The following is a 16,718-nucleotide window of genomic DNA, read 5'->3' as shown; positions in this document are numbered from 1 at the left end:
TTAACGTTATTATCTATCAATAACTACCCCATCAAAAGCATTGAGCTGATTGAGCTGAAATTCTACATAACCATCTTTCCAAACAAATTTAATAGGTTTCTCACTGACCATTGAAAATACCTTTGAAGGTTTAAAATCGGCCTTTATCTTGAAATATAGTTTGTAAATGGGCAAAGGCTCAAAATAAGTATTGCCACTAAAACCCGTCAAGTTTACAAGGTGCAGAATCATACCATCATTCGTCGTCCTCTGTTTATTTTCGGCTGTGTTTCTACTATATTTTTGTAAAATAAGTTCTACTCGCTCGTGTGCATTCGTTGTTATCAATTCATTTGCTTCTGGAAAAACATAATCTATCACATCAAGCAATATATTCTTATGCTCTTCATAACCATGCAAATAATAAAGTCGTCCTAAATTAATCGGTAATAAAACATTTTTACTTTGCTTTTTTATCTTGACACCCATCCCATAAAAACCAGTTGGTTCGTGGCCTCCAATGATTTCGGGAGGGCCAGGACGGCCTTTGGCTAATATTGGAAGAAAAACCGAATCGGCCTCACTAAAATCATATTTACCTAAATTAAACTTCCAAAAAAGCATCTTTTGCTTCGTAAATCGCTTGAAAAGCTTTTTATTAGTTGGGCTTAGATAGTTTCCGCTGCCATCGTTTTCTTTACTGATGATTTTCGCCCCAAACAAATCTGCTAACAAAGCTGCGTTATCAAACATGGTCGTGTTTGTAGCAATCAGACTAACACCAAGCTCAGATGCCTCTTTCAGAGCTTTTATCGAAGCTGAGTTCAAGTAAGTTATATCTGGCAAAATCAATAATTTGTATTGTTTTATTTTTTCAGCTAAATGACCGATTTGCGAATCTTCGATTAAATCAAATGGAATATGAGCTTCTTTTAGCATCAACTGAATTCCTCGATATTCCTGCATTGGCAAACCACTCGGCCAAGAACCAGGAGCAATAATGGCAATTTTAGCCACTGAAGCATATTTTCCAAAATACTGTTCATGCTTTTTGTGATGAGCATAAATCTTCTTTATAATCCCAAAATTACGTTCATCCTCGTAGCCTCTCATATCGCCCATCATGCTAATATCCAAGCCTGAACCATTGGCAATGTTTTCGTAAAGTCTAATGCCAACTTCCTCTGGCTCAACGGCGTTATAACGAGACTGAAATGAAATTTGCTGAATACTACTATTACTGATGATATGCGTAGGAAACGAGGTTGAGGCACTATTGACGTTTTCGGAGGCAGAATAAGGCCAATATGGCAAACTATTCGTCTGAGATTCATGACGAATGATATCAACGTGTTTATCGAAATAAGTACAAATCGCAATTTGTTCGTTTTTCGATTTTACAAGTTTGTTCAATCGTTCGGCCCAATCTTCAACCGTAAATTTCTTAAATTCGAGATATTTTTGAAAGATACTATCGGCTTTGTTTTCTTCGGTTGGTAATTTCAGTCCACCACTAAATTCTGCAAATCGCTTTTTATCGGCTTCATTTTGGTCAATTCCATGATATTTTCCCTCATACGGATTATTGACTTGATAACCTGGCATATTTAAGAAAATCCCATCAATTGGAAAACGGTCAATCACCTCTTCAATGATTTTAAAAGCACATTCCTGCACGTAAGGTGCATTGATAGATACCACATACATATCAGTATTAATGATGCGTTCACCTTTGGGCGAAACATAACACCAGTCGGGATGAGCTTTAAAAATACTTTCATGTACTCTGCTAAAATCAAATCTGACGATTACCTTGATATTATTTTCATGGCATTTTCGCACCACTTCTCCCAACATATTATTATCTTTCATGTATGGGTTAATGTAATGAAATGGAAGTTTGCTCGGGAAAAAAGCCATAATTCCGCCCGCATTTATCAAGAGGGTATTTGCCGAAAAGTCTTTTAAATCCTTGACTAATGAATCAGGGTTTAAGTTAGCAGCTTCGTACGCGGGTAGATTGGTCTGAATAACCCTTAAATTATTCTTTTTCCACCAAAGAGGTTGTTTTTGGGCGAAAACTGATGATAGAATCAAGCAAAAAATACCCAGTAACGATAGTTTTTTCATAGAAAATACACTTAGGTTTAGCGAGAAATTACTTCTTTTTACCCTTCTTATAAACACAAGTAGTATTATCAGATTTGACGAAATACGATTTATAATTCGATGCCTTGGGGTCGGTGCAGCCACAAAGATTCAATAATTCAACTTTACGGAAATCGACAGGGTGGCTTTCGCTCTGTAATGAAATCGAACCTTCTTTCAAAAGCTTTACTTCGGCCATTAGTTTTTCGTCGTGTCCGCTTACATTTCCACCACCAATTTGTGGTTTTAGGTATTCTAAAACTTTCTCGCCATTAACATAATGAATAATCGCCGAATCACCCAAAACTGTCACTTCGGCTCTTACCCATTGGTCGCCATCGTAAGTTTTTGAGGTCGAGTTGATGCAATGACGCTTATCGAGTTTGTTTTGGTAAACAATATTTGTTCCAGGTGTACAAACATTACAAGTCGTACGATTTCCTTTTCCAAGTCCTCCCAATAATTGTACTTCAATCGAAATCGGAAAATCTTGGTCTTTGCCCATACTTTCGGGAGTTTGGCCATGTACCATAATTCCGCTGTTTCGAGTTGCCCAACCTGGTCCTTCGATGGCTTGGTCGCCTACAAATCTGTATTCCACCGCAATCTTATAATAAGAGAATTTATCTTTATAAAAAATATGCCCAAAACGCTCATTATAAGCAGGATAAGCACTGGCATCGTATCTGACTTTCATTAAACCATCTTCTACCCGAAAAGTATTGCCATAATTGTTATTGAGGTCGTAGTTTCTGATTTTAACTTTCCAGCCATCAAGGTTTTTGCCGTTAAAGAGTTGTTTCCATTCTTTTTTATCAACTGCTTGTGCGAATGTGAGTAAAGGAAATAACAAAAAAGCGAGTACTTTTTTCATAGAAAATGAGTTTTGTAGAGGTTATAAAAGATGGTCAAATAAATGTTTGGAAAGCAAAATTATAGAAAAATACCGATAACCTAATTTTTATTCTTGTCCAAAATATTTTTGATGAAGGCTTTGTAATATGAGATTAAATAAGCTTCTCAAATTGGTGAATTTTTAGGATGTTTAGTTTTGGAAACTGTAGTTTTTTGAGTGCATGGAGGTGTCGGTCTTGTGAAACGATATAGTCAGCGTTTGAAGCAATTGCTACATCTACAAACTTATTATCATCGGCATCCGAAACTAACTGCCAACGAAAATATGGTTCAACAAATCTTACATTTGATGCAGAAAGTAGTATTTCTAAAACAAAATTGGCTGTTTTGGCTGAGTAGAAAAGGCTAATTTGCTCTTCGTATTCAGAAATAATCTCATTGCTGAGAATCCAAGTAAATCGTTTTTGCCTAAAAGCCTCGTAGAGCCAAAATTCATGGTTTTTGGGCGGAATTGAAAGCAGTAAACAATTTGTATCAATGACTGCTTGCATGGCGGTTTCTTACAATTTTGCTTGGTTTAGTTCCTTTACGTAAGGCTTCAAAATCAGCTTCATTGATTCCTTTTTCAATGATATCAAATTCAATTTGAGTCTTTAATTTCTTATCAAAATAGCTCACTAAAAGGTCTTTTATCTCAATTACCTCTTGTTCTGTGATGGGTCTATCTAAAAGCCTTAATAATGAAATTTGTACATCATTAAATTGATTATTTACCATTTTTTCTCATGATTTTATAAACAAATGTAAAGACAAAATGTAGTATGAACAAACAATTCTTACCAATTTCTAATCAACCTTTTTTTAATAAATAGGAAAAAGTTGAACATTAAATTGTTTTAAACCGAAGAAAAACAAGAGCTTTAACTAAAAGTTATAAAAATCACCCAATCTCAATTTCATCGCCCAATTTATTGAGGAAATGAAACTCAGTGATACCAATAGAAGAATCTTTGATGAGTTTTACCCATGTTCTATACTTCAAGAACCATTTCATTTGTTTTGAAATAAGTCCTTCTCTGTAATAGGCATAGATAAACGGATGTAGTACAATGCTTATACCGCTTTCGTTTTGTTTTGAAAGGATATAATCAAGGTTGTTTTCAATCAAATCTGTAACGATGATACTCGCCTGAATCGTGCCTGTTCCGCTACAAGTAGGGCAGGTTTCACGAGTAACGATATTCATCTCTGGACGAACACGCTGGCGAGTGATTTGAAGTAAACCAAATTTTGAAATCGGAAGAATAGTATATTTCGAGCGGTCGCCTTTCATTTCTTCTTTCATTGCTTCCTGAATAATGCGACGGTTCTCGCTTTTCTTCATGTCAATGAAATCGACGACGATAATTCCGCCCATATCACGCATACGTAATTGGCGACACAACTCTTTTGCCGCTTCTAAGTTTACAGCCAGTGCCGTTGACTCTTGGTCGTCTTCTTGGGTTGATTTGTTACCGCTGTTTACATCAATAACGTGCAATGCTTCCGTATGTTCGATTATCAAATAGCCACCGTTTGGTAAACTAACTGAGCGTCCGAACAACGATTTTATTTGTTTTTCGATACCATATTGCTCAAAAAGCTTGTTTTTGCCCGTGTGAAGTTTCAGAATCTTCTCTTTATCGGGTGCAATGGTATGCAAGAAAGTTTTTACGCCTTCAAAGTTTTCTTTAGTATCAACATAAATATTGTCGAAATCATCATTGAGCATATCTCTCAAAATTGATGATGCACGACCCATCTCGCTGATGATACGGTCACGAGGCTTAGCATCACGCAAAGCCTTCATTCCTTCTTCCCATTTCTCCACACAAAACTCAATATCACGGCTCAATTCTTCCATATCTTTGCCTTCGGCTACCGTTCGTACAATCACCGCAAAGTTTTCGGGTTTCACCGATGACACCATTTTGTGTAATCTTTGACGCTCTTGCTTATTCGTGATTTTCTTAGAGATATTAACCGAATTACCGAATGGCACTAAAACCACGTTTCGTCCTGCAATCGAAATATCGCAAGAAAGACGAGGCCCTTTGGTTGAGATTGGCTCTTTAACAACCTGTACGAGTACGGGAGTATTTTTCGTAACAACATCATTGATTTTGCCAAATTTCTCAATTTCGGGTTCCATCTTGAAACCTTTCAAACGAAGATTAACTGGGCGTTTAGCAATAACATCTTTGACGAATTTGTTGAGAGAGTTGTACGAGATAATCTCGTTGTAGTGAAGAAAACCATCTTTATCATAGCCAACATCAACAAAAGCGGCATTATTACCTTGCACTACTTTTTTGACTACCCCCAAATAAATATCTCCGACGGCGAACTGATGTTCCGTCTCGTCAAAGTGATATTCGATGAGCCTTTTGTCTTGAACAAGGGCTATCCTATCACCTTTCTGTGTGGTACTGATATATAATTCGTTGCTCAAAGTTGAGGTAGAATCGAGGGGTTAATAAATAATAATTAGGCTATGAAAAGGGAAGGTTTAGCAGTATTCATTTTTAATTTTCGTAAAAATAACGCTGCTAAACCTAAGAAAAATTATTTTTTCTTGTGACGATTCTTTCTAAGACGCTTCTTTCTTTTGTGCGTGGCCATTTTATGACCTTTTCTTTTTTTTCCGCAAGGCATGATAGTAATAATTTATTTTCCCGAAGGATTATTTGAAATTTATTTTTTCTAACGAACTCATTCTAAAACTCGAAATGAGGCTTTTTATCGAACCGCAAAGATAACAAATTATTTTAAACTCTCCAAAGCCTTATTTACTTCTTCTAATAAAGTTGGCTCTTTTACTTTTTTCTTGAGGTCTTCAAAAATAATTTTTGCTTGTGGTTTTTGCTTTAGTTCGATTAAACTATAACCTAAGCCCAAAAGTGCATTTTGGTTATTTGGATTGATTCGAATAACTTGCTTGAAGCGGTCGGCGGCTTTATCATACTGCCCCGATTGCATCGAAAGTACACCCAAATTCATCAAAGCTGGCTCAAAGTTCGGTTCTTCAGTAATTACTTCACGAAGCATCATGATTGCCTGCATTGGCGAATCTGATTGTACATAAGTCATAGCCAAATTAGTTTTGGCTTGTAGTTGACGAGGGTTTTTCTCCAATACTTTTTGGTAGCACGCACGAGTTTTTTCGGCGTAGTTAGCCACATTTTCTTGGCGTAACGACAACGTAAATGCTTGATAGTAAGTGTCTCCCGCTTGCATCCAAGTTTCAGTACTTGGTTCTGCAATGGCTATTTTTTCGGCATAAACCGCAGCACTATCAAAACGATTGGCTGCAATAAATACCTGAGCGATTTGGTCGTAGATAGCAACTTTATCACTTGCTGAGGCAAGCTTCTGCTTTAATTCGTTTAATTTCTTTTCTTGTTCGGCAGTTAATTTTGGTGCTTGCGAAGTTTCTGAATGGTCATGGCCATCGTCGTCGGTGTGTTTTTCATCCGATTTTGTTTCCGAAACTTTATCTCTATTCGCTTTGGCTTCGTCTTTCACAACTACCTTTGGGCGAGAATAAAGAAAGCCCGTGAGGGCTACCGCAATGACAATCAGAATGATGAAGTTTTTTTTCATGTTTTTGTGAATTACGATTACTCTTAAAGAACATCATGGATAGCTGATTTTTTACGCTATCCATGATTTATTCAAAGAATCATAATATTCTTAAAGATTATTTTACTGATGCTTTTACTTGTTCAGTAAATTCTTTGGCTGGTTTGAAACCTGGAACTGAATGAGCAGGAACCATAACGGTAGTTTTTGCCGAAATATTACGAGCTTTTTTAGCTGCTCTGTGTTTATTTACGAAACTTCCGAAACCTCTCACGTAAACTGCATCGCCTTGAGCTAATGTGTCCTTTACAATTTCAAAAAATGATTCAAGTGTTGTGGATACACTTGCTTTGTCCACGCCAGTTTTGTCGGCAATTGCAACGATAACTTCTGCTTTAGTCACGAGTAAAAACGTTTATTTAAATTATCAATTAACTTTCAAAAAATACCAAGGTGAAATACAACAATTTTAGACCAAAATTTTCGGTTTTAAAAACTTCACTTTGATACATTCAAACTCTTTGGTTTGATTTTGGGTTTGCAAAGATAGCGGATTTATAAAGACTCTGCCAAAAAGTTTTAAACTTTTTTTTTGTAATTACTTCATAATTAGTTAGTTACAAAATGTATTGCCGCAAAAAAGAGTCTTTGAAACATTTTTTTTCTGACAAATCAGTATCAAACATCTATAAAAATTGGAAACAAAGGCTTTTTCCGAACTATTAATTCGTTGGTATCATACGAAAAAAAGAGACCTCCCGTGGCGAAAAACTAAAGATCCATATAAGATTTGGCTTTCGGAGGTTATTTTGCAACAAACTCGTGTGGCACAAGGTTCGCCATATTACGAAAAATTTGTAGAAAATTATCCAACCGTGAAGGCCTTGGCGAGTGCCGATGAACAAGAAGTGCTGCGTCTTTGGCAAGGTTTGGGCTATTATTCAAGGGCGAGAAATATGCACATCACAGCTAAAATTGTGGTGCAAGATTTTAATGGAATCTTTCCGAATACTTATGAAGGTTTATTGAAATTGAAAGGTATTGGGCCTTATACGGCAGCGGCGATTGCATCGTTTGCTTTTGATGAAAAAGTGGCGGTGGTTGATGGGAATGTTTTTAGGGTTTTGGCGAGAGTTTTTGGCGTAGAAACTGATATTTCGAGCCATAAAGCAAAAAAAGTTTTTAGCGAATTGGCCAATGAATTGATTTCGGCTGAATCGCCAAGTATTTATAATCAGGCGATTATGGAGTTTGGAGCAATTCACTGCACGCCAGCGAATCCTGATTGTATGTTTTGTGTGTTTGCTGAATCGTGTGTAGCAAATGCCAAAGGAATGCAAAGCATTTTACCGATAAAATCAAAAAAGGTAAAAGTTCGGAATCGTTTCTTTGATTATTTTGTCATCGAACAAAATGGTACTTTTTTGATGCACCAACGCCCCGAAGGCGATATTTGGACAGGGCTAAATGATTTTTATTTGATAGAAAACGAAGAAAAACTTTCGGAACTTGATGAAATAAATGATGACTTTTTGCAAGAAACGCTGTCGAAAGCAATAATTAAGGGGCATTCGGAAAATATTAAGCATATCCTTACACATCAACGAATTGAAGCGAGATTTTGGCACATTGTTTTGAATGAAGAAGTTGTAGCTCCCGCAGGATATGCGTTTTATTCGTTAGATGAAGTAGAGACTTTGCCAAAGCCGATTTTGATTGAAAAGTATTTGAAAGGTGCGTGGTTTTCGGCAAAGAAGTAGTTGTGATGTATCGAGTTTTTATTAAATTTACGTAACAATCTTAAAACAATTTATATAAAATGGCTGGAGTAAATAAAGTGATTTTATTGGGGAATCTTGGCTCAGACCCCGAAGTCAGAACGCTTCCGAGTGGAGGTAAAGTAGTGACTTTTAGTATTGCTACCTCAGAAAGTTATAATAATAAGGACGGCGTTCGTGTAGAACAAACCGAATGGCACAGAATTGAACTTTGGGATAATTTGGCAAATATTGCTGAACAATACCTGAAAAAAGGGGATACGGCTTATATTGAGGGACGTATCAGAACCGAAAAATGGACTGATAAAGAGAATATTGAACGTACTACTGTAAAAATCAGAGCAAATACATTGCAATTGGTTGGCGGACGCCGTGGTGGTGGCGAAGCTACCGAATCGGGTGGACAATCATCTTATGGTGGAAATAGCGGTAGCTCGAACAATTATGCTCCAAAAGCAGCTCCAGTTCCGATGCCACCACCACCTGATTTAGCTGGTGGAAATAGCGATGATTTACCGTTTTAAAACCAGCCCCCGCCCCTAAAGGGGAGTTTCTGTTTCTACGATTTTTTGTAAGTTCAAGAGTTAAAACAACTCTTGAACTTAGTTTTTACTCCCCTTTAGGGGTTGGGGGTGATGGGGGTGCTTTTTATCTTCTCTCTCAACTGTGCTATTTCATCTCTATATCTTGCTGCTTCTAAGAAGTCCAAATCTTTGGCGGCACGCTCCATTTTTCTTTGAGTTTCTTCTATAAGTTTTTCAAGCTGTGGTTTGGTCATGTAGCCAACAATTGGGTCGGCAGCAATCGAAACTTGTTCTGGCTCGTTGTAATACATTTTGGTTGTGGCCTTGCTGTCGGCAATCGAAGTTTGCTCCATGATAGCTTCTCTCGATTTTAGGATAGTTTTTGGCGTAATACCGTTATCGGCATTGTATTCCATCTGAATGGCTCGGCGGCGATTGGTTTCGTCGATTGCCTTTTGCATTGAGCCTGTTATTCTATCGGCATACATCAAAACTTTGCCGTTTTCGTTACGTGCAGCACGACCGATTGTCTGAATCAATGAGCGAATATCACGCAAGAAACCTTCTTTATCGGCATCCATGATTGCCACGAGCGAAACCTCGGGTAAATCGAGACCTTCACGCAATAAGTTTACACCAACCAACACATCGAACACACCCAAACGCAATTCACGTAAGATTTCTACACGGTCGAAAGTCTTTACTTCTGAGTGAATATACCGGCCTTTGATGCCCACTTTATCGAGGTATTTGCTCAATTCTTCGGCCATGCGTTTCGTAAGGGTCGTAATCAAAACCCGCTCTTTTCGCTGAACTCTTACGTTGATTTCTTCCAATAAATCATCAATTTGATTGATACTTGGGCGAACTTCAATTTCGGGGTCGAGTAAGCCCGTTGGGCGAATGATTTGTTCTACAACTACGCCATCTGTCAAACGTACTTCGTAGTCGGCTGGCGTGGCACTTACAAAAACCGTTTGCCCAACCATTTCTTCAAACTCTTGGAATTTCAACGGACGATTATCCATTGCCGAAGGTAGTCGGAAACCGTATTCTACCAACGACTCTTTACGTGAGCGGTCGCCTCCCCACATGGCTCTGATTTGTGGAATTGAAGCGTGGCTTTCGTCCACTACCATTACATAATCTTCGGGGAAATAATCAAGCAAACAGAAAGGTCGTTGCCCCGCCTGACGATTATCGAAATAACGAGAATAATTTTCTATACCTGAGCAGTAGCCCAATTCACGCATCATTTCGAGGTCAAATTCGGTGCGTTCTTGTATGCGTTGTGCTTCTAATAATCGGCCATCAGATTCAAAATATTTTACCTGCTTCACCATTTCATCTTGAATTTGGTGCATGGCGTTGGCCATTACGTCTCGACCAGTGACGAATAAATTAGCTGGGAAAATCGCAATTTGCTTTTCAGAACTTAGTTTTTTGCCATTTGATGGGTCGATTCGTTGAATTTCTTCGATTTCATCGCCAAAAAATATAAATCTAAAAGCAAAGTCGGCATAGCTTGGGTAAAGGTCAACTGTATCGCCTTTGACACGGAAGTTTCCACGCATAAATTCGCCTTCGGTACGAGAATAAAGAATTTCGACCAAACGAAACAAAAATTGATTGCGAGAAATGATTTGTCCGACCCCAATCTGAATAATACTACGTTTCATTTCGGTCGGATTTCCCGCACCATAAATACACGAAACCGATGCAATTACAATGACATCTCGACGCCCCGACATCAACGATGACACCGCCGAAAGTCGAAGTTTGTCGATTTCTTCATTGACCAAAAGGTCTTTTTCTATATAAGTATTGGTTGTGGCAATGTAGGCCTCGGGCTGGTAATAATCGTAATAAGAAATAAAATACTCGACGGCATTTTCAGGGAAAAAACTTTTGAACTCGCCATAAAGTTGGGCCGCCAGCGTTTTATTATGACTCAAAATCAAGATTGGGCGGTCGAGCTGAGCAATCATGTTTGCTACGGTAAAGGTCTTACCAGAGCCAGTTACACCCAGTAGTACCTGCGAGCGTTCGCCTTTTTTGATGCCCTCAACGAGCTTGGCAATTGCCTGCGGTTGGTCGCCAGTGGGTTTGTAGTCAGAAACGAGTTTATATTGCATAATTTTGGGTAGAAATATAGAATAGCTTATCTGAATATAAACACAACTTTGGGCGAGAGAGTTTCTTTTGTTTGAAGAAATATTATGCGATTTTGTTTGATTTTTTGGTATAATTGTGGGTGGTTATCTGTTGGAATTGCGTTCTAAGAACGCAAAATACACTGACTAATCATTCCATGACGGATATAGAACATTTAGCCAAACGTGGAATTAAAAATGAAATTTTCTGAACTAAATATTGAAGCAGCAGGTGCTTTAAAAAGACCTAATATGATGTCAACGTGTAATTAATCTTTTTTATGAAAATTAAAACTAAAAACGCACCCCTTGAAATAAATAAAATAGAGGAGTTCGAAGAGAATTATGGTTTTATAATTCCAACTGAATTTAGAAATTTCCTTTTGGAGAATAATGGTATTTACTTTAAACCAATGTTATTTGATTTAGAAGTACAAAATGAAATAATTACTTTTTGTACTAATTCTATTTACAGTATTAATAACAACAAAGATTTTGATATAGAATGGATAAGAAACCTAACAGAAGAAAATATTGAACAAAATGGTTTTTACATAAATGATTCTGATTGTTTCATTTTTATAGCACCAGAATATGACAACGAAATTTATTTAGGAATTAAAGGTAAATATTATGGTAAAGTTTATCTTGTTGATAAAGTTAATGTAGATGGACTTGAAACTAAATTACATCTAATTGCCAATAATTTTAGTGAATTTTTAAATATGCTAAGAGAAAGTGATATTGAACCATATGATGAGAATGAAGTTTTTGATTAATTCCATTTCCCGCTCTACGAAGTTAAAAACTTCGCAGAGGTGTTTGGACATCACCCGATGTTATTTTGTAAAAGCGTTCTGGAGAACACACGACACCCATGCGAAGTTCGGAAACTTCGTAAGAATTGGTAATGAGATTTTGCTTATCATTGCATTCTCATTTTATTCAATTCACCAAAGCCAATGAAGCAATTATTTGTCTCTCTCTTACTTATTTCTCAAATCAGTTTCTCTCAAAAACTAAAAATAGACACCCAAACCACCTACCAAACTATTCACAGTTTTGGGGCTTCGGATTGCTGGTCGATGCAAATGGTGGGCGAAAATTATCCTGTCGAAAAGCGAGAAAAAATTGCGAGTCTTTTATTTAGCAAAGAACTCGACCAAGCAGGTAACCCAAAAGGAATTGGTCTTTCGATGTGGCGTTTTAATATCGGTGCGGGCAGTACTGAACAAGGAATTGATAGCAAAATAACCAACGAATGGCGTAGAGCAGAGTGCTTTTTAGAAAACGGAAAATATAACTGGAACAAACAGCGTGGACAACAATGGTTTTTGGAAGCAGCCAAACGCAATGGCGTAGATTTTACGCTGGGTTTCTTGAATTCTGCCCCAGTTTCGATGACAAAAAATGGTTTGGCGATAGCCAGTGGCAAGTTGGGTGACTGGAATTTTGATAAAAATAAAATTGATGATTTTACTGGTTTTCTGGCGGAAGTTTCTTCAAAATTGAAATTTGATTATATCAGTCCATTCAACGAACCGCAGTGGGATTGGGGACCAAAATCGAAATCGGGGTTTGGTTCGCAAGAGGGAACGCCTATCAACAACGAAGATTTGGCTTGGGCGGTACGGAAGCTCGACACAAAAATGACCGAACGAAAACTAAGCACAAAAGTTGTGATTACGGATGCCGCACAGATTGATTATTTGTACAAATCGAAGAGTAACCGTAGCGAAGTTGGACAAGATAATCAGATTGAAAGTTTCTTTTCGGAGGCGAGTAAAAATTACGTTGGCAACTTAAATTCGGTCGAAAAATTGATTTGTGGACATAGCTATTTCACGACCTCGCCGAGTAGCGAACTAATCGGTAAACGTCAAGAGTTATCGGCTAAAATTCAGCAACAAAAAATTAATTATTGGCAGTCGGAATATTGTGTTTTGGGCGATAATGCTGGCGAAATTGAGGGTGGCGGACAAGATTTAGGCATGAAAACAGCTTTGTACGTAGCCAAAGTTATTCATGCCGATTTGACTTACGCCAATGCTTCGGCGTGGCATTGGTGGCTTTCGGTCAGTGCCAATGATTATAAAGATGGTTTGATTTACGTAGCCAATAAGGGCGTAAAAGGCGAAAACGACAGTAATAAATTCGATGCCGAAGTTTATGACTCAAAACTTCTTTGGGCATTTGGTAATTTTTCAAGATTCGTCAGACCACAAATGCAGCGTGTAAAAATCGAAACCGATAATAAAGATTTGATGGTTTCGGCCTATAAAAGTGCAAAAGAATTAGTGGTTGTGATTGTAAATCCTGCCCAAAATCAGCAAATCGAACTGCCAAGTCTTAGCAAAAATCAAGTAATTGATACCTACACGACATCAAAAGATAAGAATTTAGCTCATAGCAAAATCAAAGGTACGGGTATTGAAATACCTGCCGAAGCGGTTGTTACTTTGGTTGTGGGTTTGAGGTAGGGAAGTGTTGTTCTTGTTTTCTTACAACTTTTCTTCGTGCTTTTGGAATATTTTGCAGTGAGATTAAAAAATATTTTACTTTAAAGTAAAATACTTGTATTTACTCTATGAAATTTGAAATTGTAGAACTCGACGAATTTTCAGGGAAAAAAGCAAGCGTCTATTCCATATGGATAGATAGTTTAGGAAAACTCTTTTTGACCAGTTTGTCGAGGAAAATGAAGATTCATATACCGATGAGCTTGGCTCAATTACCGATAGATTAGAGTTAATTGGTAACATAACAGGTGCAAGGGAGCAATTTTTTTAAACCGAATGAAGGTACACTTGGTGATGGTATTTGTGCTTTATATGATTCTCCTGATAAAAAACTACGTCTCTATTGCATCAGATATGGTTCAACTTGCCTAATATTAGGTGGTGGGGGAATGAAAAATGTTAGAGCTTTACAAGATGACGAAAAATTAAAGGCAGAAAATTATTTACTCAGATATATCTCTAAAAAAGTAACAGAAGCATTAAAAGACGGAGAATTGTGGTGGTCTGATGACGGTAAGAGATTGGAAGGAAATATGGTTTTTGAAGACTAATGACTAAAAAATAAAATTATGGAAAATTCAAGCGGTACACATAATCCACGAAAATATAGGAGTTCAGTAGTATCAAATTTTATTGCACGTAGAAGTTCTAATGATTTTGATAAAACTAAAAGAAATATGCTGATAGCTGTATTAATTGATGATGCACTTAGAGCAAAAGGATGGAATAAAAAGCAACTGGCAGAAGTAATGCACAAAAATCCATCAGAAGTAACAAAATGGTTATCGGGTACTCATAACTTTACTTTGGAAACTCTTTATTTGATTGAATCCCATTTAGATGTGAAACTATTCGTTGTGCCTTCAAATGACTTAGAAAGTGTATAATATTTACTTGCTGTGCGAAAATCTACAGTTTTCGCACAGCAAGTAAAATAACTTTACTTCTTCTCAAAATAATCAACTGTCAAATGGCAAAGGGCTTTTACGCCGAGACCTAAACCGCTATCATCAATAAAGAAATCTGGCGTATGGTGAGGAGCTGCTGCCGTGCTTCCGATTGGTTTTCCGCCCAAAAAGAAGAAAAATGCAGGTACTTTTTTGCCAAAGAAACTAAAATCTTCTGCACCAGTGGCGAGCGGAGCGGTCAAAATATTTTCTTTTCCAGCCAAAGCCGTTAGAGTTGGCCCCACTTTTTCGGTTAAAGTTGGGTCGTTGTAAGTGACAGGCACGCCAATATTTATTTTCAAATCGGCAGTTGCACCAGCACTTTCAGCAATATTAGTCGCAATTTCTTGCATTCTTCTGTGAATAAGTTGCTGTTGTGCTTCGCTGAAAGTTCTGATTGTACCAATCATCGTTGCCTCTTCGGGAATAATATTACTTCTGATTCCCGCATTGAAAGCCCCAACCGTTACAATAGCAGGGTTTTCGGTAATATCTACATTTCGGCTGATAATTGTTTGGTAAGCCATCACGATTTGTGAGCCAGTCACAATCGGGTCTGTGCCACTCCACGGACTCGCTCCGTGCGTTTGTTTTCCTTTAATTTTAAGCGTATAAGTGTCCGCAGCGGCCATTTCTGGACCCGAACGATAGCGTATTTGCCCAACATTTGTCTGAGAATTAATGTGCAAACCAAAGGCCACATCCACTTTCGGGTTTTCCATTACGCCTTGTTTTATCATTAAATCTGCTCCACCTTCTTCGCCTGCTGGAGCTCCTTCTTCGGCTGGTTGGAAGCAAAATTTGACAGTTCCTGCCAAATCATTTTTCATCGACGAAAGCACTTCGGCCACACCCATCAGAATTGCCACGTGTGTATCATGTCCGCAAGCGTGCATCACGCCCGTTTTTTGGTTATTGTATTCCGTCACAACGTTTGACTTGAACGGAATATCCGCTCTTTCGGTTACTGGCAGGGCGTCCATATCAGCTCTTAGCAGTACAACTGGGCCAGGTTTTCCGCCTTTCAGAACTCCCACAACACCTGTGTAGGCTACTTTTTCTTGTACTTCAATTCCGAGCGATTTTAGGTGGGCAGCAATTTTTGCGGCAGTCTTAAATTCACGATTGCCAAGTTCGGGATTTTGGTGGATGTCTCTTCGCCAAGTTACTACTTTTGAGTCGATGGCATCGGCTTTGGCATTAATTTTTGCCTTTAATGAGCTTTGTCCAAACGAACAAATAGCTACTGACAATGAAAGAGCCAGAGTTAGGATTTTTTTCATTAGATGTTTTTTTTGTTGATAAAATTTAGGTAAATGTTTCTCGACACACTGCGTGTGTTTATCCTTCAAACTTAACCAATCTTTGATTTCTTTAAAACTACTTGCTCAATATTTATTCGGGGTGTAGGGCTGAAATAAAATTTGTTAAGTAAAACTACTCAAACTCTTTCTTTTTGTTTGTTGTCAATGTGTTAATATAACACATCTAATTTGTCAAATCCTTGTTTATTGCGTTTCTTTGCTGAAAATTTGAATTCTTAGATTATGAAACCAGTTTACAAAGCACACCCTTGGCATGGTATTTCGGTAGGCGAAAATGCCCCAGAGAGAGTTACCGTATTTGTCGAAATCGTACCGTCAGATACTATTAAATACGAAGTAGATAAAGAGTCGGGTTATTTGAAAATTGACCGTCCACAAAAATACTCAAACATTATTCCATCGCTATACGGCTTTATACCGCAGACCTATTGTGGTGAAGAAGTAGCCAAACTGGCTCGTGAGCGTGGAACTGACAAAGTACAAGAAGGCGATGGTGACCCATTAGATATTTGTGTGCTTTCGAGCCACCACATTCCGCATGGTGATATTTTATTGCAAGCCATTCCTATTGGCGGACTTTGCCTACTCGATAAAGGCGAAGCCGATGATAAAATCATTGCGGTGTTGGTTGCTGACCCGATTTATCAAAAATATACTGATATTAGCGAACTTCCAGAAGCTATCATTACTCGTTTGAAACACTATTTCTTGACTTACAAGAGCTTACCAGACGAGAAAAACGCCATCGAAATTTCGAACGTTTATGGCCGTGAAGATGCCCACGAAGTAATCCGTAAATCAATGATGGATTATCGTGATTTGATTTTCAAACCTATTTAATCAAAAGATTAAAAATCATGAAGACCACA

At 37.8% G+C, this 16,718-nt stretch carries 16 protein-coding genes; 7 read left to right on the top strand and 9 right to left on the bottom strand.

Annotation, left to right across the window (positions count from 1 at the left end; all coding sequences use genetic code 11):
* Positions 1 to 9 precede the first annotated feature (9 nt).
* From ABR854_RS03650 to ABR854_RS03620, 7 genes are all read right to left on the bottom strand, one after another.
* On the bottom strand, positions 10 to 2,109 hold the full coding sequence (locus tag ABR854_RS03650) for an alpha-amylase family protein (RefSeq protein WP_350263991.1): 2,100 nt from the start codon (positions 2,107 to 2,109) through the stop codon (positions 10 to 12).
* Between the two features lie 28 nt (positions 2,110 to 2,137).
* A complete protein-coding gene (locus ABR854_RS03645; protein ID WP_350263990.1) occupies positions 2,138 to 3,001 on the bottom strand; it encodes a 3-keto-disaccharide hydrolase in 864 nt (287 codons plus the stop codon).
* A 133-nt stretch (positions 3,002 to 3,134) separates the two neighbouring features.
* The gene (locus tag ABR854_RS03640) at positions 3,135 to 3,533 is read right to left on the bottom strand and encodes a putative toxin-antitoxin system toxin component, PIN family (protein WP_350263989.1); all 399 of its coding nucleotides are present in this window, start codon (positions 3,531 to 3,533) and stop codon (positions 3,135 to 3,137) included.
* Positions 3,517 to 3,759, bottom strand: a complete 243-nt coding sequence (locus tag ABR854_RS03635; protein WP_350263988.1) for a DUF8507 family protein — start codon at positions 3,757 to 3,759, stop codon at positions 3,517 to 3,519. The genes ABR854_RS03640 and ABR854_RS03635 overlap by 17 nt, the downstream gene beginning before the upstream one ends.
* A 163-nt stretch (positions 3,760 to 3,922) precedes the next feature.
* Positions 3,923 to 5,473: an Rne/Rng family ribonuclease gene (locus ABR854_RS03630; RefSeq protein ID WP_350263987.1), complete on the bottom strand. Its 1,551-nt coding sequence runs from the start codon at positions 5,471 to 5,473 to the stop codon at positions 3,923 to 3,925.
* Positions 5,474 to 5,784: 311 nt separating this feature from the next.
* Positions 5,785 to 6,624 (bottom strand): tetratricopeptide repeat protein, encoded by an 840-nt coding sequence (locus tag ABR854_RS03625; protein ID WP_350263986.1) that lies wholly within the window; start codon positions 6,622 to 6,624, stop codon positions 5,785 to 5,787.
* 97 nt (positions 6,625 to 6,721) lie between these two features.
* The gene (locus ABR854_RS03620; RefSeq protein ID WP_188766788.1) at positions 6,722 to 7,006 is read right to left on the bottom strand and encodes an HU family DNA-binding protein; all 285 of its coding nucleotides are present in this window, start codon (positions 7,004 to 7,006) and stop codon (positions 6,722 to 6,724) included.
* A gap of 292 nt (positions 7,007 to 7,298) precedes the next feature.
* Between ABR854_RS03620 and mutY the strand changes: the two genes are divergently transcribed.
* Both mutY and ABR854_RS03610 read left to right on the top strand, forming a co-directional pair.
* Positions 7,299 to 8,363: an A/G-specific adenine glycosylase gene (mutY, locus tag ABR854_RS03615; RefSeq protein WP_350263985.1), complete on the top strand. Its 1,065-nt coding sequence runs from the start codon at positions 7,299 to 7,301 to the stop codon at positions 8,361 to 8,363.
* Between the two features lie 59 nt (positions 8,364 to 8,422).
* On the top strand, positions 8,423 to 8,905 hold the full coding sequence (locus ABR854_RS03610) for a single-stranded DNA-binding protein (protein ID WP_350263984.1): 483 nt from the start codon (positions 8,423 to 8,425) through the stop codon (positions 8,903 to 8,905).
* A gap of 95 nt (positions 8,906 to 9,000) precedes the next feature.
* Here the strand turns inward: ABR854_RS03610 and uvrB are convergent, their stop codons facing one another.
* Positions 9,001 to 11,040 carry an excinuclease ABC subunit UvrB gene (uvrB, locus tag ABR854_RS03605; RefSeq protein ID WP_350263983.1) on the bottom strand — a complete coding sequence of 680 codons (2,040 nt, stop codon included), beginning with the start codon at positions 11,038 to 11,040 and terminating at the stop codon, positions 9,001 to 9,003.
* Positions 11,041 to 11,339: 299 nt separating this feature from the next.
* Here uvrB and ABR854_RS03600 point away from each other — a divergent pair, with 299 nt between their 5' ends.
* From ABR854_RS03600 to ABR854_RS03585, 4 genes are all read left to right on the top strand, one after another.
* Complete coding sequence (locus ABR854_RS03600; RefSeq protein ID WP_350263982.1) at positions 11,340 to 11,837, top strand: SMI1/KNR4 family protein; 498 nt, start codon at positions 11,340 to 11,342, stop codon at positions 11,835 to 11,837.
* A gap of 183 nt (positions 11,838 to 12,020) precedes the next feature.
* A complete protein-coding gene (locus ABR854_RS03595; RefSeq protein ID WP_350263981.1) occupies positions 12,021 to 13,538 on the top strand; it encodes a glycoside hydrolase in 1,518 nt (505 codons plus the stop codon).
* A gap of 287 nt (positions 13,539 to 13,825) precedes the next feature.
* Complete coding sequence (locus tag ABR854_RS03590) at positions 13,826 to 14,128, top strand: hypothetical protein (RefSeq protein WP_350263980.1); 303 nt, start codon at positions 13,826 to 13,828, stop codon at positions 14,126 to 14,128.
* 18 nt (positions 14,129 to 14,146) lie between these two features.
* Positions 14,147 to 14,464 (top strand): helix-turn-helix domain-containing protein, encoded by a 318-nt coding sequence (locus tag ABR854_RS03585; RefSeq protein WP_350263979.1) that lies wholly within the window; start codon positions 14,147 to 14,149, stop codon positions 14,462 to 14,464.
* Between the two features lie 53 nt (positions 14,465 to 14,517).
* Here ABR854_RS03585 and ABR854_RS03580 read toward each other — a convergent pair whose 3' ends face one another.
* Entirely contained in the window at positions 14,518 to 15,807 is a 1,290-nt protein-coding gene (locus ABR854_RS03580) for an amidohydrolase (protein WP_350263978.1), read from the bottom strand.
* A 264-nt stretch (positions 15,808 to 16,071) separates the two neighbouring features.
* On the opposite strand from ABR854_RS03580, the gene ABR854_RS03575 reads away from it, so the two are divergent.
* Positions 16,072 to 16,689 carry an inorganic pyrophosphatase gene (locus tag ABR854_RS03575; protein WP_350263977.1) on the top strand — a complete coding sequence of 206 codons (618 nt, stop codon included), beginning with the start codon at positions 16,072 to 16,074 and terminating at the stop codon, positions 16,687 to 16,689.
* Positions 16,690 to 16,718 lie beyond the last annotated feature (29 nt).

The organism is Emticicia sp. W12TSBA100-4 (assembly GCF_040253585.1).
In the GTDB taxonomy this organism is placed as follows: domain Bacteria; phylum Bacteroidota; class Bacteroidia; order Cytophagales; family Spirosomataceae; genus Emticicia.
The sequence above is the reverse complement of the archived record's forward strand: the minus strand, read 5'-3'. Positions and strand labels throughout refer to the sequence as shown.